Here is a 25,017-nt window from a genome sequence, read left to right as displayed (position 1 = left end):
TAACTAATATTTATGCTTAATTTTTGCTACTCCACAGATTTATGTCTTGATCCCATAATTTTTCGTAGTCTTGCTTATGAAAAGTTGTGCAAATGTAAATTTTATAAAAAATAATATAAACAAAAAAAGCTCCAGATTTCTCTGAAGCTTTGTCTTAGTAGCGGGAACAGGACTCGAACCTGTGACCTTCGGGTTATGAGCCCGACGAGCTGCCTACTGCTCTATCCCGCGTTGTTTCGGGTGCAAAGATACGTAAGACATACGGTTCTACAAAGAAAAACTTCAATTATTTTTAATAATTTTCGAAAAGATAATTCCTCGGTCATATATCCTTTATATTGCATTCTAAAAAGCATTTTGTAATCTACTTATAAAAAGAGAGTTATCTCAGTAATTTCTTATTGTACCAAAACTAAGAATGAAATTTTGATTAGTAAATTAAAATGCATTTCTCTAGCTCTATTTATTTTTTAGATCGTTTTTAACTAAATGAATAGTTTGAATTCTGCTTTATCTTATAAATTTCCCGAGAACCATCAATAAAAATTTCATCTAATAATCTTAGAATTTAATTGCAATCTTTCCTATTGTCTTACCAGATTCTAATAGTTGATGTGCTTTTTTTAGATTAGCTGCAGTAAGACCTGTAAATGTTTCGTTTAAGGTAGATTTGATTGTTTGGTTATCCAACAAATCGGCAATTTTATTGAGTATAACATGCTGCTCTTGCATATCATCTGTTTGAAACATAGAGCGAGTGTACATTAATTCCCAAGAAAATGATGCGCTTTTATTCTTTAATTTATTTAGTACAATTGGGTTGCTACTTCCTGTAATAGACGCGATATGGCCTTGTGGCTTAATCAGTTCTACCATTATATCCCAATAGGCATTTGTATCGACAAAATCCAGAATGAAATCTACGTATTGGAATCCTAATTCTCTAACTTCTGCAATTAAATTTTTATGATTAACTACATAATCTGCCCCTTGTTCTTTGCACCAAGCAATTGTTTCTGGACGCGATGCTGTCGCTATAACGGTTAAACCGGCAATCTTTTTGGCCAATTGAGTAGCAATAGAACCTACTCCTCCTGCTCCACCGATTATTAAAATTATTTTGCCCTTGTCTTTTTCCTGATTAATACGAATGCGGTCAAATAATATTTCCCAAGCTGTTAAACTTGTTAATGGCATAACTGCCGCCTCTTCATCAGTAACCGATTTTGGCTTTTTGCCCACTATACGTTCATCTATTATTTGATACTCTGCGTTACTGCCCTGTTTTGTAATATCGCCTGCGTAAAAAACTTCGTCACCTACTTTAAACAGGCTTACATTTTTGCCAATACCTTCTACAATTCCCACGGCATCCCAACCAATAATTTTAGGAGTATCGAGAATTGTATCTACTGCACTATTCTGACGAATTTTAAAATCGACTGGATTAACCGATATGGCATTAATTTTTACCAATAAATCATTAGCTCCTGGAATTGGCTTTGGAGTTTCAAATTCAATAAAACTGTCTTGTTTCTCTATTGGTAGTGAGGTTTTAAACCCTATTGCTTTCATAATTATATTGTTTAATTTTTTATTCATTTCTAAGAACTACTTCTGGCATAAAACTTAAATTATCGATATGTAATAAAGTCTAAAAAAAATATGTACATCTGAATTCAAGAAATAATAATTTCTAACTCTAAAACAGGATACTTATATATCTAAAAACTAAACCAAAGATCAGGAGAATGGTTATTCCATAAGGCTTTTGGTGCATTAGCCTTCGGATGATTCGTATTTCTGGGTTCCATAGATGGATTACTTGGATATTTTTTCCCGTTCCATTTTACCAAATATTGTTCTCCTCTGCTTGTTATAACAAGGTCGCGCCAACCCTCTTTACTTTTTGTTTCGGCAATGATTATAGGATATTGTGCAATGGAAAATTTAGTAATTAATTTACCATCATGACTTAACAATAACGCTTGACAACCAGCATTGCCACAAAAATCCATTCCGGTAAAGCCTACAAAAATTTCCTTTTTCCCATCTCCATTTAAATCAAATTCATACATTGTAAATTTTCTGTTTTTAGCATCAATCGTTGCAGTATCTGCTTTGAAAATTTCATTCTTTAAAACATTCCTAACCAGTTTAATCCTGGTAGCACTACTTACATTGTCTGTGCGTTCACTAGCTATTATAGTATCTTTTTCGTTTGGAGAGGTAGTTGTACTTACAGAATCGGTTTTTATGTCGGTAGTAGTCGTTCCCTTTTTATCATTACATGCATATAACATGGCAAAAATAAATGCTGAAAATAGAATTTTTGTTTTCATATTTAAACTAATTTACATATTTAGTACAATAAATTTAATACTTTTTAAATTCATATTTGTGGAATTAAAATATAAATGGTTTGCTTTTCTTGTATTATACCAATCGTAAATACAAGAAAAGCAAACCATTAATTGATTATTATGCTTTATATAAACATACTTAATAAAAATCCTGAGGCTATCGTAACGGCAATCGTAACAATCCCTGGAAGCATAAAACTATGGTTTACTACATATTTACCAATGCGGGTTGTGCCTGTACGATCAAAGTCCATGGCTGCAACCAATGTAGGATACCCTGGTAATATAAAATCGGCATTAACAGCAGGGAACATTGCTATAAGATGTGGCTGACCAATTCCTAAAGATAATCCTATTGGCATCATAATTTTTGTAGTGGCGGCCTGACTAAAAGTTAATGCCCCCATAATTACCAATGCAAAGGCAAAAGTAAACGGATACTCTGATGTAATATCTCTAAAAGTATGTTCTATTAAAGCTTCATTGGTTCCCATAAAAGTAGCACTCATCCATACTACACCAAGCACTGATATAACCGCAGTAGCCATTGAAGTAAATAAACTCATTTTGGACACTAATATAGCAGGCGTTTTTGTAATAATCATTATCAATGCCGAAGCTGATAGCGTAATCATAATGATCAATCCAGTAAGATTAACAGAACCATCTGCTCCTACTGCAAATCCTGGTACTCCTGCCCCAACATTAGGAAGAAATTGTGGAAACGCCCCAAAAAATATAATAAGTAATATGGCGCTGCCAAAGATAAAAACAGCAGTTTTAGCACCTGGTTTTAGCTCCCTATTCGATTCTGATGTCTTGTCAATGCTCTCGGCAAATGCCGCATCTTTCATTTTTTCTATAAATTCAGGGTCTTCATTAAGTTCCTTACCTCTTTTCCATACCGAAATAACACCAGCTATAATTCCTATAAGACAAGCAGGAATACATACTTTCATTATATCTACAACTGCTGTAGAATATGCCAGTATGGCTGCCAATGAAGCTGTTGCTGCACTCATTGGGCTACCTGTAAGTGCCATGTGAGATGCAATAACCGATATACTCAGCGGTCGTTCTGGACGTATTCTTTTCTTAGCGGATACCTCGGCTATAATAGGAAGTAGCGAATATACAATGTGTGCTGTACCTGCAAATAGACATAAAAAATAAACTGTAAATGGTGCTATAAAAGTAATATGCTTCGGATTACGTCGAATAATCTTCTCGGCAATACTTACCAAATAATCCAAACCTCCAGCTGCCTGTAATGTGGCAGCTGTGGTTACAATGGCTAGAATGATAAGAAGTACTGCTATAGGCGGCTCGGCTGGGCGCATATGAAAAAACAGAACAAATATAAGTAGTCCTATCATTCCCATAACCCCCAAACCGATTCCCTTAAGCCGTGACCCAATAAGGATCATAGCCAAAAGTATAGCGAACTGTACTAATATCATGAAGTAATGAATTTAGGATTAATAAGATTTTCTATCGAGTAAATCTCTTCCCATTTTTCCTGCGTAATGAGTTTTCTCTCATTTACCACAATATCATGTATAGATTTTCCGCTTTTTAGGGCTTCTTTGGCAATACTTGCAGAAGATTCATATCCTAGAATTGGGTTAAGTTGTGTAACGATACCAATACTATTCATTACTAAATCTTTAGCATGTTCTGCATTAGCAGTAATACCTACAATACATTTATCTTTTAAGGTATTACAAGCTTTAGTAAGATATTCCAATGATGTAAATAAAGCAAATCCTATTACAGGTTCCATTACATTAAGTTGTAATTGTCCTGCTTCTGCAGCCATAGTAACCGTTAAATCGGCTCCGATAACATAAAAACAAGTTTGATTTACTACTTCCGGAATAACAGGATTAACTTTTCCCGGCATAATTGAAGATCCGGGTTGAAGTGCCGGTAAGTTAATCTCATTGAAACCGCAACGAGGCCCACTACTTAATAAGCGAAGGTCATTACAAACTTTGCTTAACTTAATCGCACTTCTTTTTAAGGTACCACTTAGTTCTACAAAAGCACCGGGATCATAAGTAGCTTCAAATAAATCACCTGCCAGAGTAACTGGAACACCACTTACTTCTGCAAGGTATTTTACACAAAGTTCCGGATATCCTTCTGGTGCATTTACTTTACTACCAATAGCTGTGGCCCCCATATTTACTTCGGTAATTAATTGTTCTGATTGACGCAAACGTTGTGCATCTTCAGCAATGGTTGTAGCAAAAGCATTAAACTCCTGTCCCAACGTCATTGGCACAGCGTCTTGCAATTGCGTACGTCCCATTTTAATTATGTTGGCAAACTCTTTACCTTTTTTATAAAAAGAATCTTGTAGTTGTGTCAATGCATCGGCAAAAGAATCTATTTTTAGATAAATTGCTATTCTAAAAGCAGATGGATAGGCATCATTTGTACTTTGCGAAAGATTTACATCGTTATTAGGATGAAGGTATTGATATTCTCCTTTTTTATGCCCCAAATACTCCAATCCTAGATTTGCAATTACCTCATTTGCATTCATATTTGTGGATGTACCTGCACCACCCTGAATAAGATCACTTATAAATTGGTCTGCAAATTCTCCGGCAATCAGTCGGTCACAGGCATAAATAATAGCTTCGGCTTTTTTCGCATTCAATACACCAAGATCTCTATTGGCCATTGCTGCAGCTTTTTTTACATAACCAAAAGCCTTTATAAACAAAGGTTCTGATCCGATTGGAATACCTGTTATATTAAAATTTTCTTTGGCACGTACTGTCTGTACGCCATAATAGCAATTATCTGGTATTTGCTTTTCTCCAAGAAAGTCGTGTTCTGTACGAAAGTTACTCATAATACTATTTATTAAATTATTAAAAGGGTAATTAAAAGCGGAAGAAAAAATCCTGCAGTTCTTTTTTGTTTTTTGATTTTGTAAGCCCCAGCATTAGTAATATTCTTGCTTTTTGCGGGTTAAGATTATCAGACACTACTGTGCCAAGTTCATTATCATTGGTCTCACCATCTAATACTACTCTCCCTTCAAGGCAACGACTTGCACGGCATACAGCAATATTTGCTTTGGTTGCTTTTTTAATAGCTTCGGTAAAAGCCTTAGAAAAATTTCCATTTCCAACACCTGCTATTACAATACCATCTACTTTTTGCTTTACCAGATAATCAATATAGGCTGGAGATGCATCTGCATACATATAGACAATCTCAACCTTTGGCAGTTTTGTATTTTTATTTATCCCAAAAGGACCTTCCTTGGCACTTTCTCTTACTGATGATTTATAATACTCTACACGTCCATCATAAACTTCTCCAAGCGGACCCGAATCTGGTGATCTAAATGCATTTACTTTGGTTGTACTTGTTTTAGTTACATCTCTGGAATCATATATAGATTCATTAAAAGATACTAATACGCCACGACCTTTACTTTTAGGATTTGCAGCGACAGTAATTGCGTCAAAAAGATTTTTGGGTCCATCTGCACTAATAGCCGTTGCGGGACGCATAGAACCTGTAATTACAACTGGTAATTCATGTGGTAGAACCAAATCTAGAAAATAAGCCGTTTCTTCTTGCGTATCGGTACCATGAGTTATTACGATACCATCGGCCTCATTTTTACTAAATATTTCATTAATGCGTATCGCTAGTTTTTTCCATATTTCAAGACTCATATCCTGACTCCCTACAGAAGATATCTGCTCGCCGCTAATATCTGCAATAGCATTTACGCTAGGAATACTTCCTATAAGATCGGATACAGGAATTTTACCCGCCGTATACCCTGCTCTATCCGATGACTTTCCTTCTCCGGCAATAGTTCCACCGGTTGCAAGAATTATAATTCTTGGCTTTTGTTGTGCAAAAGCTATAGATGTTGCGATACACAACAAAAATACGAGTACTAATTTTTTCATTTTTTTAATATTTATTGAGTTAATCATGTTATTAGAAATTAAAAAGCATCCCAAAATTGATGCGAACTGCATTAGCGCCTTGCGTACTACCATCAACATATTGTAATTCTTTGTATCCAATTTGCGGTTCAAGACCTATTGTGAGAAAATCAAAGAAATCATATGATGCATTAAGCGTAAACTGGTAATTGGTCATTCGATCCCATCCAGCCTGAGTTCTTGCTCCATCATAAAAATGGTTATAAGATGCCATAACCATCGAATGGAATTTTTTATTAAAGAAACGCTCATACGAAATAAAACCAGCGTGTACAGGCAGAAGATCTAGTTTACCCGAAAAATCTGATCTGGCAAAACCATCAAGACCTGAACCACCTACGGCAAGAAAGTAATCACTGATACCTTTACCAATTGTCCATTGTGCCTGAAGATTATTTACTAAACCTGATCTTTTTCTAAAAAATATACTAGTAAGCGCAGTAACACCACCAGCATTTTGAGAGGCAAAATCAAACTTAGTTTCTCCCGTGGCAATATCTTGAGAATCATAAGCTATACTACGATAAAGACCTGCTATTTTCATAAACCCGCCATTATCAAAAGCATACCTTATGCCCGCCACTGCATCGGGAGCTCTGGAAGGTGCGTAATCTACACCATAACCAGGATTTAATGTATAATCATACAAACGACGAGGTTCCATATATTCTGCCGAAAGTTCAAAAGCAGTATGTCCATTTTCTTTAAAATGTCCCGTGTAACGAACCTGAATCCTACGAGAAAGCACCATACCTGTAGGCCCATCCCAATCCAGCAATGGTGCCGGCCATAATGAAGAATCTCCAAAATTTGACCAAGTCTGTCCTACCGTCCAATGGTCATACTGAATATAGGCATGACGAAGTCTGAATTGAGATGTATTGTTTGCTCCTTCAAAATCGGCTTCGAGCATCGATTTTAGCTCTTTACCATTATTCAGTTGTATTGTACTTACAAAACGCAATTGTGATTGTCGCATATCCATACTAAAGGCTGGGATGTCTAAACCAGAAACATCATTTTCATGAATAAGAAAGGAGCTATTACCTGCTAGACTTCCTTTAATATCATAAATACCATTTAATTTAAGCCTACCTATAAGTCTTGCAGTAACTTTTGGTTTTCCGTTCAGGGTATCCTTAGATTGCACTGCCATTAACTGTGCATTTAATGAGTTACATAACAATATGCAAAAACAAGAAATGACTAATAATAAAGGTTTATTCTCATTCATAATCTATAAAAATTAGGGATATAATATTGACAGGTTACTCCTTTTCGAATATCTTAGATATCCACATTAAGAAGTGTATAACGTATATTCTTTATATCTAAAATAGGTAGCCGATAATAGTTCCTTAATATTAACCGATTGCAATACGATTATAAACATCAATATAGTAGCCCCTAAAGAGGTCTGGGTGACCGGAGATGTTAGGTTTGTTTTATATAAAAATGATAAATCAAAAACTTTAAGTTTTGTTACAAGAAGGTTTATGAAAATAGTTTCCCAAGATTGAATCCAATCAATAATAAAAACCGGTTTATATTCATTACAAATCAGAATTATGCTTGTCACCAAACTGGTAATATTACATATAGATATTTTTGAGCGAGGTGAAATCTTTTTCATATAACCCTAATTTGATTTAGTATACAGAAAGACAGATACACACAAATATATAGAAAAAACACTACAAAACCTTACAAAAAAAACAACTAATCATTATTTTTTTGTAAATAAATCATAATTCTTCATTTCTAAAGCGGATAAAATAACATAAACTGAGAAAAAGTTATAATCGAATACATGATGTCATTAAATTTATTTTACGAAATCGATATAGTTACTTTGTTCAATATGAAAAACTTACAAAATGCAAATTATAAAAAATCGGTTTTATGGAGCATAAAAAAAGGCTGCCTTTTTGGACAGCCTTAAAAAAAATAAATTTTATTTCTTTATAATTCGTTTGATCGTTTTTTTACCTTCTTTTTCAAAGATGACAAAATAAATTCCTTTTTTTAATTGAGAAACATCTAGTGTGTTGTTTTTGATTTTTTGAACAGAAACAACCGAACCAGTTTGAGAATCTATAATACTTACATCTGTTCCTGTTATATCTGTAGTAAAGAAAAGCATGTTCTCTACCGGATTTGGATATACAATTAAAACAGAAGGCTCATCGATTATTGCTTGCGATGAAGCTATTTTTGCAGTAGCGCCTGTATTAGTAATTCGGATCCAATTGATGTTTACGCCAGTATTTTGGATGTAAATCCCAAAATTATAAGTCCCAACATTCACATTTACTGTTTGTGATACCGTTTGCCAGTTTTGCCATCCTCCTGTGTTTGGAATATCAACAGCTCCCAAAAGGATTGTTCCCCCATTTAAGTCAGATGATATTCTGGCACCATTTACAGCACTTGCAATTCTGTATTCTATTAAATAAGAGCCTGTCGTTGGAAAATTAATATTATTATATGCCAACCAATCTCCTGTATCAGTATAGGCTACATTTAAACCGCCACCAGTATCTGTCGTTGCTTCTGTTTGAATTCCGCTCATCGCAGAATAATCTTCAGCTTGAATTAAAACTGAATTTTGTGAAGCTGTAGCAGGTATTAATTTCCATTGCCCGCAAGTCTGATTGTTATTATCCCATTGCTGTACATTGGCACCATTTGCAGTACTTGCTCCCGCTACTTCTACCACTTTACCACTATGTCTGGCAATAATTTTATAAAATCCATCGCCTGTAGCAACCAATACAAACTGTTGATTGGGTGTAGCATTGTATGGATATTGCTCTACATTGGCACCATTAGCTTTATTAAAATTATTTACATCTAATGACATACCGCTATGATTGGCAATAATCTTATATAGTCCGTCGCCTAAATGAGTGAAAGTAAATTTCTGGTTTGCACCTGTATTTGGATTTCCCTGAGCAATATTTGCTCCATTAGCAGGGCTTGCATTCCAGACATCCATATTAAGATTACTATTTCTATTTTGCAAAAAGTATGTTGCATTACCTAAAGATGTTGTTCCATTTGCAATAACGCGAATAGAAGTTACTTTATCATTCCATGTACTATTTAAACAGCTATTGTCTGAATTTATAACTGTAGATCCTCCGGTAAAATTATCATCTTGGTATAATATTGCCTGAAAACCTTGAGTAATACGAAGCGAAGAAATATCATCGTCCTGAACGCCCAATGATTTTAAACGTGCCAAATTATAATCTCCAATTGTTAAACCACCTGAAAATCCGGAGTAATTACAATCTTTATAAACTGTAATAACATCGGTTGAAGAACTGATATTTCCTCCAGGAGGAATTGTTCCTGTAATAGAATAACTACCTATAGAACCATAGGCTGAGTATCCTCCATAACCTGCATTTCCTGCACCTGTTCCGTCTACACCAACAAAATATTTGCCGACTGGCAAGTTAACATTCATAGAAGCATTCAATGCAAAAGGATCAGAATTCCAATATGTACCTATCTCTGTACCAGATGCATTATATAGCCTCATTAAAAGGTGAAGATTACCATCTCGCCCGACAGTATTTGCATTAATAGAGACATTTCCTCCGCCTGTAGTAAACGTAAAAAAATCATAATCTGCCTCACTCGAAATAATTCCATTTTTTTGATTAATAGTTCCATTACTGTTATAATCCAAATTGGCTGCAGAAGCTGGACTATCACCATAATCATCGGCTCTATATCCTACACCAAATTTGGCACTTGAAATTAAAGCAACATCATCTTGTTTATTATTGGCATAATCATATTCGCCTTTACTCCATTGTACGACAGGTCTGTAATAACCAGCGCCCATAATTGGAGCCCATGAAGTATTATTTATACCCACAAAATAATCTTCAGCAGGATTCGTACGTCCATCATGACCAAGATCAAAAGTGTGTCCTACTTCATGTGCCGAAGCATCTCCTCCAGATTTACCCGAAGTAATAAATACCCAACATGGCACATCATTATCCCAGTTAAAAGAACCAATATAAGCTACACCTCCTGCTCCCGGAGCTGCTGTATTTGTAGATGTAACCACGACACGCATTCTTCTTTTTCTTGGATAAGAATTAAAAACTGCTTCACTTGTAGTGACATTTAAGTTGAAGGGTCTGTAATCTTCCGATACTACTTCCCAGTGTTGTTGCACATCTGCATCGCTCATTCCAGATGGTGCTGCATTAATAGCATTTCCGTTATTCCAAAGATTTCCTGCTGGCATATTATAGCCGTCAAAATCTAATAAAACACAACCAGCAGCGCCAGGTAAACTTTGTAAATTGAGTAAAGCCGGAGCAATTTCGGCAGCTACTTTACTGGTTATCTTATTTGTATTTTCAGGTACATTTTTATAATCGATACAAACCAATGTATTAATATCAACTTTGGAGACATAAGCATTTCCTTGTGAATCAGAATAATATTTATACGCTTCTTTGGTTTTCTTAAAGATAATATGTCCTTCCAGCGATTTATCCATCACTTTAATATAAAAAGAAGATTCTGCTATATTCTTGATTTCTCCAATCAAAAACTCGCTGGAAGCATTTGATTCTTTAAAATTGATCTTTCCGTTGAATTCTTTTGAATTTTCGACCTGTAATAAAACTGTTTTTTCTGTAGTTTTTGAAGTACTACCATTTACAAGTTCTTTTTTTAAATTATTCATAAACGTTTTACTCGTACCTAAAGAAGTTTGTGCTATTGCAAAAGTGCTAAAGGCAATAAATAAGAGTAGACTTATCCGAAATTTGTAATTATTTTTCATATTAGATTTGGGGTTGTTTTAAATTATGAGTTTATAATATTAACCGCAAAGGATGCAAGGTTCTATACAAGGTTCGCTAAGTTTTGGATAGACTTTGCGAACCTTTGTGGTTAAAAATCTTAGCAGTTAAAACTTATTTTTTAATAAAACGTCTTACTGTTTTTATGCCATCTTTATCAAAAACTACTAAGTAGATTCCGCTTTTTAAACCAGAAACATCTATACTATTGTTATTGATTTTTTGTACAGTAATAGGAAAACCGGATTGAGAATCGATGATACTTACATTTGTTCCTGTACTATTCGAAGTAAAGAAAAGCGTATTCTCTGCCGGATTTGGATATACGTTTAAAACTGTAGTTTCTTCTTCTTTTATTTCTTCTGATGAAACTACTCTTGCAGTCAAGCCAGCGCCAACTTTCGTGATTCTGAACCAATTGATATTCACGCCGCTACTTTGGATGTAAATCCCAAAATTATAGGTACCAGCATTCACATTTACTGTTTGTGAAACTGTTTGCCAGTTTTGCCATCCTCCAGTATTTGGAATATTAACAGCTCCTAACTGAATTGTTCCTGCATTTAAGTCTGATGATATTCTGGCGCCATTTACTGCACTTGCAACTCTATATTCTATTAAATAAGAACCTGTAGTTGGAAAATTAACATTGCTATACGCCATCCAATCTCCTGCATCGGCATAACCTACATTTAAGCCACCGCCTGTATCTGTAGTAGGTTCGGTTTGAATACCGCTCATGGATGAGTAATTTTCTGCTTGAATTAATGTACCTGTACCTACTGGTGGCTGACCTGCATTTACTACTTGATCAATTGCTGTTAACAATGACTTTGATCCAACAGCATCTTGCGATAGTTCCCAAATCATAACCCCTCCCGCATTTTGAATGGCGAATGTCGTTTTTTGTTTGATTGTTGGAATACCATTATAATAAATCGTATTGCCCACCTGATCAGTATTCTCGGCACCCGGATATTGGTTTACGATATTTGCATATGAGATTCCCTGATTGGCAGATGCTCCAAAACCATAACCATAAAAAGGAAGGCCGATTATAGCTTTGCTTGCAGGTAATCCCCTTCCTGTCCAATAATTAAACTGATTAACAGCCATACTATATGGAGAATGCTGCCCCGGACTGTTTGGCGCCCAAGGACCAGTTGCGTCATAAGCCATAATATTAATCCAATCAAAAGCTGCAAATGTAGATGATGGCACATTTGCCCCTCCATATCCTTCAGAAAGGGCTGCTGTAATTTGTTTGCCATTTGCATGTAATTTGTTTGCTAAATCAATTACAAAACCGCCGTAATCACCATTAATCGCAGGGCCTTCCAAATCCACATCTACTCCATCAAAATTATGAGCGACTACATAATCGTATATCTTCTGAATAAATGCGGCTCTATTGGCGCTCTTAATCAGGTTAAAGTAATTGTCGCGAATTGCACCTCCTTCGGATACAGAACCACCTCCAAGAGATACAAAAACTTTTACATTCTTGGCATGTGCTGCTTGTATTAGCGTATTGTTCGCAGAATTAAAAGATAAATATCCGCTGGCATCAGGATTTTCGAATGCAATATTAATATGTGTTAATTTAGTATACTGAATCCCACTGGAAAACGAATTAAGATCAATCCAATTGGGCACATAAGCAATTACTTTTTTTGCTTGAGCAAAAGATAAATTCATAATTCCCAATGCTAAAATGATAATGCACTTTAGTCTTATAGTTTTATATTTTTTTTCCATGATATATTTTTTAAAACAGTTTGTTAGAAAATAAAAGCCTTAAACTATTCTCATCATAACTGGAATGTTTAAGGCCTTTGATTGGGATCTATTTTTTTATAATTCGTTTAACGGTTTTTTTGCCATCTTTCTCAAACACAACAAAATAAATTCCTGTTTTTAAACGGGAAACATCCAGTGTATTGTTTTTGATTTTTTGAGAAGAAATAGCCGAACCACTTTGAGAATCTATAATACTAACATCTGTTCCTGTTAAATCTGTTGTAAAATAAAGTGTATTCTCCACCGGATTTGGATATGCAATTACAGTGGCAGATTCTTCTATTGCTGTTTCTGAAGATGCTATTCTTGCTGTAGAACCTGTTTTGGTAATTCGGATCCAGTTGATGTTCACGCCGCTACTTTGGATGTAAATCCCAAAATTGTAAGTCCCGGCATTTACATTTACTGTTTGTGATACTGTTTGCCAGTTTTGCCATCCTCCTGTATTTGGAATGTTAACAGTGCCTAACTGAATCGTTCCGGCATTCAAATCCGAAGATATTTTGGCACCATTTACAGCACTTGCAACTCTGTATTCTATTAAATAAGAACCTGTTGTTGGGAAATTGATGTTATTATAAGCCATCCAATCGCCTGTATCTGTATATCCTACATTCGAACCGCCGCCAACATCTGTAGTAGCCTCTACCTGAATTCCGCTCATGGCAGAATAATTTTCGGCTTGAATTAAGATTGAAGACGGATTTGTAGGTGTCGATCCTGCATATCCTCCAAAAACAGCAATTACTTTTGTAGGTTGGGTTGTATGAAGCGAAGGAGATTGATCGGCTACATCATCATAAGCAAATCCGTAAGCCAGATTATCGACGCTTATTCCTGGTAAATGCCAAAATTTAGAATAATGATTTGTTGGATTTACTTGGTAGAATTTTGATGCATCATACCAGTTTTGTTGTCCCGGATTGGTAGTTGTTACATTTACCACGTGCCTGTTTATAGCAGCAGTTAATTGGGCCTGAATTACGAGATCCAAATCTCCATCTACAAGCCTTCTATCCAAGACTCCTTTACCTTCAAGTGCTTCTTGAGTTGATGGTCTATATTGTACTCTACCTGTACGACCTATGAATCCTCCAGATTGCCCAACCATTTCTAATTGTTCACCAATTACTCTGCCTTTAAAAACTCCTGCATCACCTGCATAAAATATTAAATCTTCATTTTTATATTTATTCCAGATAGCATCAATATAGGGTTTTAAATAATTGGCTTGCGCACCAACGGTAGTTCCTCCTGTTCCATCTGCAAAAGCAGGTGTTTTTGATGGAGCTGTAATTTCGCCCGTTGCATTGTTTACACAACCCTGAAATTCTGATGGTACATTGGCTTTAAATGCTGCAACAATATCGGCGTGGTTTTTTAATTCTCCTACTCTCTTTTGATATCCGTTTGAGCCAAATAATTCAAGACCCATTGGATATTTATAAGAATCAACCCTGGAAGGATTTCCAAAAAATCCATATTGATTATTTGTAAGTTCGATAATTTCATACAAAATTCCCTGGTTAGGATCGGTTGCATTTAAAGGGTTTGGAGAAGTGTATCCAGAAGGAGCGCCACTAGCACCAAAAAAGTAAAAATACAATTGTTGTCCTTTGGCAATAAAAACTCTACATCCCGCAATAAGTGGCAATGTGAATGTTTTATTAGGAATCTCGCTTAGTTTAGTAAAGCAATTTGCATACTTTGAGTTTTGCCCAGGTCCTGTATTTCCTCCAATAGTAGGTCCTGTAACAGTATTATACGATGAACTCATTTGTAATACCTGACTCGTTTTGGCGTTAACCCAGACATGGTTTCCTGTTGTGTAATCAATACCCACAATTGCTACATATAATTCATTATCATTAAATGTAGAGGTATTGCTTATTGTAAATGGTATGGCTCCTTGTCCATAACTGTGATTTGAGAACAACGCAAATAGCATTGTTACAATTAATAAAATTCCTTTGGGTAAAAAATTTCTCATGTTTTTAAAGTGTTTGGGGTTAATAAAAAATATTAAAATAAATAAGTAGGCTTTAAGAAATAAATGTTGGGTGTAATAAATTCTAGTAATTACACCCAACAAATCCTATTAGATTATTCTTTAATAATCTTTTTAGTCCATGATTTTTGATCCGATTTAAAGTTCAAAATATAAAGACCTTTTGAGAGTTTACTAATATCAATAATACTTTCTGTAGCGCTTGAGTTAATATTATTATGCAATACTGGATTACCATTTATATCATAAATAGTAATTACTTTATTATCTAATTTTCCTGAAAGAGAAAGTTGTATAAAATTATTTGCAGGATTTGGATAGATACTCAAAGCTGCGATTTCGTCTTCAGCTATTTGATTTGTAACAGTAGCCGACATTTTTGCTGTAGATGCAGATCCGTATGCTTCTATCTCAAATAATGAATATCCATAAGGAGCCAAAGCTTTGGTAGTACACAAGATTCTAATATATCTTCCTGTTCCGCTCACTGCCAGATCATTAGTTCCGCCAGTATTTGCTGTTTGTGTATTCACAGTTTTACTTTCGGTAAAATTCAAGTCGGATGAGATTTGTACTTTATATTGAGTAGCATAAGCAGCTTCCCATTTAAGAACAACGCGATTTATATTGTAGTTACTTTGTAAATCAACGTAAATCCACTCGGTGGCATTTGCAAAACTACTCGCCCATCTTGTACCTGCATCCCCATCTGTGGCTTTTGCCGAAGAAAAAGTTGCGTTTTCTTCGCTTGAAGCTAATGCTGGTTTAGCCAAAGCCAAATTAACATTGTTATTACTAGTGATATTTCTAACTATTACATCGCTAAAAACTCCTGTTGCCAACGTTCCATTTGCATGAGATGTAACAGCCATACCAACATAAATTGTATTTGCCATCACGATAGTTCTTGCTGTACCAATTTGAGTCCATGTTGTTCCATTATCCGAAGAATAAGAAGTAAACACATTACCCAATCTTACAGTACGAAGCCATTTAGGGAACGTTCCTGCAGCTCCCTGAGCTATTGCTTGTGCCGAAACTGCATCTCTTGATAAAAATTCTACTCCTGCAGCGGCAGTAATATCTGTCATTGCATGTTTAGACGTTGGTGTAAGTGTTTCACGGAACATTACTCCAGCTTTGGCGTATGTATTTGTATTGGTTAGAGAATTAACTTTTACAATAATTTCGGCATCTCCTGTTATAGGTTGATTTACATATTGAAACTGGTCGCTTGTTTCCCAAATATCTGTTCCGGATCCTTTTATTGTAAATATACCATTAGAGAAAGTAGCTTCTCCGGCTGGAGTTACCGCACCCAAATCATTACTTACCCACGGTGCTGGTAATGTAGCAGGCGGAACATCTGTAGAAACCAAATTTACAGCTCTGATATTATCAAAATAATAAGTGTTTGCAGAACTCGTTCCTGGTTCAAATAAAAATACAAAACGATTTACTTCACTGTCCAATGTCGAAGCATCTGGAGCGCTTGCATAAGTAAATATTAGTGTGTGCCAAGTATTCGTTTGTTTTACAACAGCTTGATAAACACTATGTCTTCCTACAGGAAAATTTGATGGAATCGAAGCACTACTTTCTGCCTGCCATGAAATAACAGATCCCACAGGTGCAGATGTATATACATCTATAGCAAACTTTTTAGTTCCGCTTTTAAAATCTCCAATATTGGTTAAAGTCGTATTAAATGAAAAATTATCATATAATTCTGTTGCTTTTCTAACATATTTTCCAACATTTGAAGAGGTATTTATACCACTCGCATTAGGGTTGGCAATATTTGGAGTATAAGTTCCAATGGCGTCTCTAAATGTAATGTTATGCGTATTTTGATAATCTTCATAAACTACTCCCGGTGTAAAAGTATCTGGCAGTTTAGTAGAACCAATTCTTATGTTATCAAAATAATAAGTGTCATTGGTATATGAACCAGAATTAAATAATAACACCATCTGGTTTATAGCCAGATTTGATGTTCCTTCATCCGGACTGGAATTATAATAAAATGTTAGAGTTTCCCATTGGTTCAATTTTGTGGTTTTGGCTACATACGTACTGTTTCTGCCAGTTGGGAAATTTGCAGGAAGAGATGTCAGGCTATTTTCTAAATTCAAACTAACCACAGTTCCAATAGGTGCAGATGTATATACATCGATCATTATCTTATTGGTTTGGTTTTTTAATAAACCGGCATCCTCTATGGTATTTTGTGTATTAAAAAATAACACATCGTATTGTTCTGTCACATTACGAACATACTTTGCCACATTTGCAGAAGCATTAACCGAATTTGTCCCCGGATTTGCAACTACCGAATAAGTTCCGGTTGTAGTTCCTTTGATAATTTTATTAACACCATCATAGTTTTGCAAAACATCGGTCGCGATGATTGGTTTTTCGGGAGCCGCTTTTGTTAGTAAATTATCAAAATAATAGGTCGCTCCAGAATTTGAGTTAGACTCAAAAAGGAATACCACATTATTAATAGACAAAGCACTTGTGTTGGCATCTATTACTTTTTCAAATTCAAATTCGATAGTTTCCCATTTATTCTGTACAGTTGTCGTGGCTTTATAACCACTGTGTCTTCCCGATGGGAAATTAGTAGCCGTAGTTACCAAACTATTTTCCAGTTGCATGGATATTTTAGTTCCTACCGGTGCCGATGTATAAATATCGAATGAAAGTCTTTTTCGACCATATACATAATCATTTGCATTGCTTATTTCTATGTTTTTTATATTTAATACATCATATAATTCTGACGCATTACGAACATATTTTCCAACAAGCGCAGACGTATTTACTCCTGTAGCCGATGGATTTGCAACAGCTTCGGTTAAAACACCTGTTTTATTAAGATAAACTACATTTCTATTACTTTGAAAGTCTTCATATATTTTCTCAACCGGTATTGCAGGTTCTGTTGTTACCGCAATTTTATAAGTCTTGTTATCGCAGCCACCTACTGTTGCCAATACCGAAACATCTCCTCCAGTTGCTCCCCAGTTTACAGTAATTGTATTTGTACCTTGCCCGGAAGCAATTGTTGCTCCTGCAGGAACGGTCCAATTATAAGTTGCACCTGCAATAGCTCCTATAGAATACGTCTTACCAGTTGCATTGGCATATACTTTTGAAGTTCCAATTACACCATTGGCAAAACTACCATCGTAAACTCTTACATAATCCACTAATAATTTTGCTGGAAAATCAGCAGGATTAGGAGCCACTCCTGCCCCATTTACACTAGTATAAGGAGTTCCTAAACTCCCAACTGCTAAGTTTAAGATAATATAAAACTTATTATCATTAAATGGCCATCCACCACCTACAGTAGTATTAGGAGAAGCGGTATGAAATAAATTTCCATCAATAAACCATTTAATACTATTCGGTCCCCATTCTACAGCATATACGTGGAAATCCGAAGATAAATCGGTAGATGATGTATAACTTCTTCCTGTATAATGATATCCTCCAGCATCATAATGAATTGTTCCATCTACAGATTTTGGATTCTTATGTTTGGCTTCCATAATATCAATTTCGCCTGTAAAAGGCCATGATCCAGTTGCTCCTTCTGGCAACATCCAGAAAGCCGGCCATGCTCCCATCCCGGAAGATAGTTTCATACGAGCTTCTATTCTTCCGTATTTTAAGGAATATTTCCCTTCCGTAGTGAGCTTAGCAGAAGAATATGGCTGATCTGGAAATTGTGCGTTAGGCTCATATTTAGCTTCGATACTTAAATAACTGTTTGCTCCTTCCTTAACTATTGTAGCTTGGTTTGGATTGTACCTTTGTGCTTCGGCATTACCAAAACCGCAAAGTGATGGACAGCCGTTTCCAGTAATACTTTGCCATTTGCTACCATCTATCGCAGTTCCATTAAACTCATCTGCCCAAACGAGTGTATTGCATTGCGAATAAAGTTGTAGAAAAGGCGACAATACGAATATTACCATGAGTAAAAGCCTTTTCAGTGATTTGTAATTACTTTTCGGTGGTTGACCGAAGGAAATGTTTTTTTGTTTCATGTTTTTTTGTTTTTTTTTGGTTATAAATTATTAAAATCAAAAAAACTCTATCTGTAAAAAATAGATTCTTTTTTTATTAATAACTCACAATATTAACAAACAAACTATGATAAATACATATTAAGGAATACGGTTTGACTACGGTGTTAAAAAATTAATGTAATAAATACGCCTTTATTACATTAAAAAGAGAAAGATTATACTTTATAATTAAGTATTAGAAATTAAGAATAAACTCAGTAATATTTGCCTCCGATGAGAGCTGTAGTTTTTTACGAATACGGTATCGGGTATCTTCCACACCTCTTACCGAAATGCCTAAAAGTGGTGCTATTTCTTTAGTATTGAAATTCATTCTTAAATAAGCACATAATCGCATATCACGAGGAGTTAGTTCGGGATAGCTTGCTTTTAAACGTTGGATAAAATTATCATGAAGCTGATTAAAAATCTCTTCAAACTCATTCCAATGTTGGTCTCCCTGCAATTCATGGTCGATTATTCGGTTTATCTTAGTTAGCAAGCCAAAATTTGTACCCGAATCATTCTCCTTTTTAATCTGACTGATAAGTTCTTTTATAGCTAATAAAATCTCATTTAAATGGATGAGGTTTACAGTATTCGACGCTACTTTGGCATTCTTGAGATTAATCGTAGTTTCGAGATTCTCCCGAATAATATTCATATTTTCCTGTTCCAATACTAATTTTTGCTCATTGAGTTCGGCACGATTTAGCAAAAGTTCTTTTTCCTGACGAAGAATCAGTTGTTCCCGTTCCTGTACCCCAAGGTAACGTTGGTATTTTATGATTGCATAAATTAGCGCGCCAAATAATAAAAAGTACAATAAATATGCCCAGGTTGTTCTATACCAAGGCGCTAAAATTTCAAATTTGAATATTGCTTCCTCGCTCACCACGTCGTATATATTCTTGGCTCTTACATGAAAAACGTATTCATTTTCGGCTAAGTTTGTATATTCTTTCTCTGTTTGAAGATTCCAATCGGACCATTTGGGCTCAAAACCCTCCAGCCAATATTCGTATTTTGTTCCCTCAGCATCATCGTACCAAAGCGCTGCAAAAGAAAAATGTAATGCATTTTTGGAATAAGGTAAAATCGGATAAAAGTCTTTCTTGATTGATTCTTTTTTTGATGGAAGAACATCATATCTGCTCGAAAACAAAATACTATCCTTTGGAAAAATAGATTTAACTTCAGAAATAATTGATTTATATTTTAATTGATAGCTTTTGTTTTTTGTGCCATTATAATGAATCAATCCATCTTGAGTGCCAAAAAATACATCTCCATCCTTTGTAGTTTGTATGTTTTCGAAACCTGGAATATATAAATATCTTAATTTCCTAAAAGGCAGCTCCTCTATATGAAAACCACCTTCTTTTTTCCTGTTGATCTTTCCGGTATTATCTCCCGAAACGTACCATATATTATTTTCATTATCCGATTTAAGCAAACGAATATGACTATTCATTCCTAGATATTTTTTAAAAAAAGCATCGGGAACCATCCGTTTTGTAGAAGGATCTTGCTTATAAACTCCTTTGGTAGTCCCAAAAAGTATTTGATCATTTACTTTCACAGTATTCAAAAATATACTGGATGGAAAACCACTTTTCTTATCATAAAATTGTACACTCGAGATACCGTCAAAGCTATTATTTAATCTTACTTTAAAGATTCCCTTATATCCATGCGCGATCCAGATATTCTCCGAAGCATCAATTGTAATAACTCGACTGCTTTCATTAAATCCTTTTATTTTATGCTGATAAACCCAAGATTTATTGCTTTTTTTTAATAAATGTAATCCCGAATATCCGCCTACAATTAATAAATCCCGATGGTTGGTCATAACCACTCCTTGCCACGCTCCATCTGTTTTTGCAACTACTTTGGCAGAATTACCGTTAATCTCAAATATTCCGTTTTTTTCAAAAGCCAAAAGAACATTATCAAAAACCCCGATATTCCAAACCGTTTCACACATTCCGGATATCCGCTGAAAATGAACATTGGCATGTTGTCCCCTTTTATATGCTTCCCAATCAAGCCAGAACAATCCATTATCTGTACCTATATATAACTTGTTTTGATATATCTGACTGCAATATATTTTTGTCTCATAATTCATACTGTCGATTATTCGGGATAACGGTGACGAGATCTGAATAAAATCTATTCCATCCTTGAGAGTTACCCATAAATTACCTGCTGCATCAAGTCTAAAATTGGTCACATATTCATTTTGCAAACCCATTTGCTTATTGATATGCTGAATTAAATGACCTTCTTTATCAATAATTACAAATCCTGCTTCACGAGTTCCTATCGCATAATATCCTCCGGGAAGTGTAATCCCAACAGATACCTGACTCTTTTTAAGCAAATAATCGGCTTCTGTTTTCCAAGGTATTAATTCGTTTTTTTTATTGAGAAATAAACCCTCATTTTGTGTTAATACTATAAAGTCATCATCTGTTCCAAAGAGATTTATAATTTTCATCCCTATAAACTTTCTGCTACCAATTATAGGAATTAATGTGTCATCTTTTAGCTTTAATAATCCTTCTTTACTGTCTAATGCATAAATGGCATTGTTAAGCTCATAAAAATCTTGAAAATTGCCTTTGGATTTTACTACTTTAATTTCATTGTTCTTGTAGATAAATATCCCTTCATAAGAGAAAAAAAAGACTTCGTTTCCAAGAACAATTGTATGCCATATATCTCCAAAGTTTCTAAACGATTGAGGGATTAATTTTACCAGTGAAGTATAATGATATTGACCATTGGACAATTGGGCAACATATCCAAAATCGCCTTGTGCGCCAATATAAATTCTATCTTTTTTATCAATAGCAAGAGAGCGAACCATACTCTTGTTTTCCGGTTGCATGATTATTCCCCATCTTACACCATCAAATTGTAATAAACCAAAATGATTGGCAAAAAACATCATACCTTGAGAGTTTTGCAAAACATCCCAATTTTCGGATGCTGCCTGATACGTTTTCGGGCTATAGTTTGTTATAAACGGGACGCCAATTTTCTTAATTTGAGCATTAAGTGCAAGGCATACGAATAAAATCGAAGTACAAATAAATCTAATTATAAATTTGATCATTTTTATTTCTAGTAGGTTATTTCATTGCGCTTATTAATGATTTTGTTCCAAAAATTTCTGGGGCGTTGAAATTTTTAAAGCAAAAGGTCATTTTTATCATAACCTCAAATTACTAAAAATCAGCATTTTGAAAAATTACAAAAAAGCATACATAACCAAATATAGTAAAAAAAAACTTCTGGAATTAGAAATTGAAAAATTATGACTTACAATTTTAATCTGGTTTTATAATTACAAAACCATCTGATTTTGAGTGAGTTTTAATAGTTTTAAAAACAAAATATAAGCTAATCTATTAATGTGATTCGCAAAAAAGCTATTTAAACATAGTAATATAGACTTAAAATTAAGATTTAAGAAACTTACTAGAAATCATGATTTTTTGGCAACGAAATAAAGCAAATTTATTTATTTTCTACAAGAGTTTTTACTAACTCATTTAATTTTTCACCGTGAATATTCTTCGCCAAAATAATTCCGTTTTTGTCTATTAAAAGATTAAAAGGGATTGCTTGAATTTTATAATTTACAACAACTGGTGAATTCCAAAGTTTAAGATCACTTACTTGCGTCCATGGCTGTTTTAGCTTTGCCATTGCACCCAACCAGAGTGCTTTTTTGGAATCTAAAGAAACGCCATAAATCGAAAAATTCTTAGGATAATTTTGATACAGCTTTATTAACTCAGGTTGTTCTTTAAGGCATGGTCCACACCAGGATGCCCAAAAATCAACTAATATTACAGAACCTCTCAAAGAAGAAAGCGATACTTCATTTCCTTTTGAATCCGGTAAATCAATATCCGGAGTAATATCTCCTATTTCAAGGCCTTCAGTCTGCGCATTAGAACTCGTATAAAAACAAACCAAAAATGTTAAGCCAAAAAATATTCTTTTCATATTTACTATTAATTTAAAGCATGCTAATTTAGATAATTAATATTAAGGTGCAAAAGGTTCTGAGAAAGGTGCAAAGGTTTCCTGTAGAGGCGCACAGCAGTACGCCTTAAAGATTCAGAGGTTTTAACATATATTATTGTAGAGACGCAGTGCGTCTCTACAATAATATTGTGGTTAATTTGTACATTATCTGCATATTATTTTAAAATCTGAGAAAAATTAAAACAATAAATAAGATTTTATCATCATTTTAATCGTTATATTACATTTTTTTGACGGGTTATTTTTACATCAATCCTAAATATTAAAAGCTAATTGATGTATATTCCGGAAAACCCGCATTATTGAAGAATACCTAAAAACGAATTAAATGATTTTTAAATCCTTACGATTAAACATAGATATAGAAGATAGTGCGTTTAATGAAATATATCCAAGTCGTATTAAACGACTTTCAGAGCGACATTGGACTCCTGTTATGATTGCACGAATAGCGGCAGACTATCTGGTTGATAAACCCAATAGAAAAGTTTTGGATATTGGTGCCGGTGTAGGGAAATTTTGTCTTATAGGTGCAGCATCCACAAGAGGAATGTTTTATGGTGTTGAGCAGAGAGAATCTCTCATAAAATTATCCAATAAAATTGCACTAAAACATAATATCAAGAATGTTGAATTCATCCATTCTAATATTACCGAAATCACTTTTTCGGATTATGATGCGTTCTATTTTTATAACTCTTTTTTTGAAAACATAGATACTTCATGTCCTATTGATAAAGCAATACTTCCAAAAAATGAATTGTTTCTCTCCTATTCAAATTATGTGAGAGATCAGTTAAAAAAAACTCCAAAAGGCACAAAACTGGTTACTTACTGGAGCACTTGGGAAGAAATTCCTGAAAGTTTTGATTTAATAGATTCCGTATATGATGGAATATTGAACTTCTGGGAAAAAAAATCATAATAATTTTAGACTTTAGACTTCCATTTTATCATTTGGGATTTCCGATAAACTAACGGTGAAACGCCTTTAATTTCCTTGAATTTTCTATTGAAATTAGAGATATTATTAAACCCGCATAATTCTGAAACTTCCAGAACAGAAAGTTCCTGAGATTTGGATAATAATTTTGCCGCTCTCTCAATCCTTATTTCGATTAAGAACTGAAAAAAAGTTTTGTTTGTCCGGACTTTAAAATACTTGCAAAATGCATTTTTAGTCATATTCGATAAAGCAGCGATTTCTTCGAGAGTAATATTTTTTTGAAAATTAGTCATTACATATTCAAAAACCGTTTGCATTCGCTTCCCTTCATTATCTGTTATTTTTTTGTCATATATATAACTGGAAAGCGGAATCTTTTTTTCTTGAGAAAGCTTTTTTGTGATTTCTAAAAAAAGAATAAATCTATTAAATTCATTTACCGACTTTATTTTTTTGAAAGACTTAACCACCTTATTGGAAGGGTTGGTAACTATGAAACCATTTTTACTATTTTCCCAAAAAGGCTGAATCTCTTTTAGAGCAGAAAGTCCAAAGAAGTCTTTCCCAAAGGAGTTAGAGGTAAAAAAAAGTGTTAACATAACCGATAATTCATTGGTAGTAGTTTCACTCCTAAATACATGAGGCAGATTGCTACCTATAACTACAACATCACCTTTTTGATATGGAGAAATAGTATCGCCTACAAAAATGGTTCCTTCACCATTCTCAATATAGCTAATTTGTATTTCTTCATGTTGGTGTAATTTATCATAAAAAACAAATTCTATGTCTTCTTGATAAATTAACGAATCTTCTTTGGTTTTCGGAATCTTGAATGGAAATACTTTCATAATTAATAAATTAACCGGTATAAATATATTTTATTTATAAAAAAACAAACACATATTTGTCAATTATTTTTAAAA

The 25,017-nt window shown here is 34.3% G+C and carries 14 protein-coding genes and 1 tRNA gene; 1 reads left to right on the top strand and 14 read right to left on the bottom strand.

The genetic code is table 11. The annotated features are described in order from the left end of the window. Nucleotides 1-158 precede the first annotated feature (158 nt). The 13 genes from OIU83_RS21150 to OIU83_RS21090 form a co-directional block, all read right to left on the bottom strand. Nucleotides 159-231: transfer RNA gene (locus tag OIU83_RS21150), tRNA-Met, on the bottom strand. 330 nt (nt 232-561) lie between these two features. Further along, the gene (locus OIU83_RS21145; RefSeq protein ID WP_264208257.1) at nt 562-1,575 is read right to left on the bottom strand and encodes a zinc-binding alcohol dehydrogenase family protein; all 1,014 of its coding nucleotides are present in this window, start codon (nt 1,573-1,575) and stop codon (nt 562-564) included. Between the two features lie 149 nt (nt 1,576-1,724). Continuing rightward, nucleotides 1,725-2,342 carry a hypothetical protein gene (locus OIU83_RS21140; RefSeq protein WP_264208256.1) on the bottom strand — a complete coding sequence of 206 codons (618 nt, stop codon included), beginning with the start codon at nt 2,340-2,342 and terminating at the stop codon, nt 1,725-1,727. A gap of 146 nt (nt 2,343-2,488) precedes the next feature. After that, nucleotides 2,489-3,823, bottom strand: a complete 1,335-nt coding sequence (locus OIU83_RS21135; RefSeq protein ID WP_264208255.1) for an anaerobic C4-dicarboxylate transporter family protein — start codon at nt 3,821-3,823, stop codon at nt 2,489-2,491. Next, on the bottom strand, nt 3,820-5,229 hold the full coding sequence (gene aspA, locus OIU83_RS21130) for an aspartate ammonia-lyase (RefSeq protein WP_264208254.1): 1,410 nt from the start codon (nt 5,227-5,229) through the stop codon (nt 3,820-3,822). The genes OIU83_RS21135 and aspA overlap by 4 nt, the downstream gene beginning before the upstream one ends. Nucleotides 5,230-5,260: 31 nt before the next feature. Beyond that, nucleotides 5,261-6,310, bottom strand: coding sequence for a type II asparaginase (locus OIU83_RS21125; protein WP_264208253.1), 1,050 nt, complete (start codon nt 6,308-6,310; stop codon nt 5,261-5,263). Between the two features lie 31 nt (nt 6,311-6,341). Further along, complete coding sequence (locus OIU83_RS21120; RefSeq protein ID WP_264208252.1) at nt 6,342-7,583, bottom strand: DcaP family trimeric outer membrane transporter; 1,242 nt, start codon at nt 7,581-7,583, stop codon at nt 6,342-6,344. Between the two features lie 720 nt (nt 7,584-8,303). After that, nucleotides 8,304-11,069: an RICIN domain-containing protein gene (locus OIU83_RS21115; RefSeq protein ID WP_264208251.1), complete on the bottom strand. Its 2,766-nt coding sequence runs from the start codon at nt 11,067-11,069 to the stop codon at nt 8,304-8,306. 232 nt (nt 11,070-11,301) lie between these two features. Beyond that, nucleotides 11,302-12,945 carry a glycosyl hydrolase family 18 protein gene (locus OIU83_RS21110; RefSeq protein WP_264208250.1) on the bottom strand — a complete coding sequence of 548 codons (1,644 nt, stop codon included), beginning with the start codon at nt 12,943-12,945 and terminating at the stop codon, nt 11,302-11,304. 88 nt (nt 12,946-13,033) lie between these two features. Continuing rightward, nucleotides 13,034-14,977, bottom strand: a complete 1,944-nt coding sequence (locus tag OIU83_RS21105; RefSeq protein WP_264208249.1) for a beta-1,3-glucanase family protein — start codon at nt 14,975-14,977, stop codon at nt 13,034-13,036. Between the two features lie 113 nt (nt 14,978-15,090). After that, nucleotides 15,091-18,984 (bottom strand): family 16 glycosylhydrolase, encoded by a 3,894-nt coding sequence (locus tag OIU83_RS21100; RefSeq protein ID WP_264208248.1) that lies wholly within the window; start codon nt 18,982-18,984, stop codon nt 15,091-15,093. Between the two features lie 289 nt (nt 18,985-19,273). Continuing rightward, on the bottom strand, nt 19,274-22,204 hold the full coding sequence (locus tag OIU83_RS21095) for a helix-turn-helix and ligand-binding sensor domain-containing protein (RefSeq protein ID WP_264208247.1): 2,931 nt from the start codon (nt 22,202-22,204) through the stop codon (nt 19,274-19,276). 404 nt (nt 22,205-22,608) lie between these two features. Then, entirely contained in the window at nt 22,609-23,103 is a 495-nt protein-coding gene (locus OIU83_RS21090; protein ID WP_264208246.1) for a TlpA family protein disulfide reductase, read from the bottom strand. Nucleotides 23,104-23,473: 370 nt separating this feature from the next. Between OIU83_RS21090 and OIU83_RS21085 the strand changes: the two genes are divergently transcribed. Continuing rightward, nucleotides 23,474-24,070, top strand: coding sequence for a class I SAM-dependent methyltransferase (locus OIU83_RS21085; protein ID WP_264208245.1), 597 nt, complete (start codon nt 23,474-23,476; stop codon nt 24,068-24,070). Nucleotides 24,071-24,075: 5 nt separating this feature from the next. Here the strand turns inward: OIU83_RS21085 and OIU83_RS21080 are convergent, their stop codons facing one another. Beyond that, nucleotides 24,076-24,942, bottom strand: a complete 867-nt coding sequence (locus OIU83_RS21080) for an AraC family transcriptional regulator (RefSeq protein ID WP_264208244.1) — start codon at nt 24,940-24,942, stop codon at nt 24,076-24,078. Nucleotides 24,943-25,017 lie beyond the last annotated feature (75 nt).

Origin of the sequence: Flavobacterium shii, from assembly GCF_025847235.1 — a bacterium.
Taxonomy (GTDB): domain Bacteria; phylum Bacteroidota; class Bacteroidia; order Flavobacteriales; family Flavobacteriaceae; genus Flavobacterium; species Flavobacterium shii.
The sequence above is the reverse complement of the archived record's forward strand: the minus strand, read 5'-3'. Positions and strand labels throughout refer to the sequence as shown.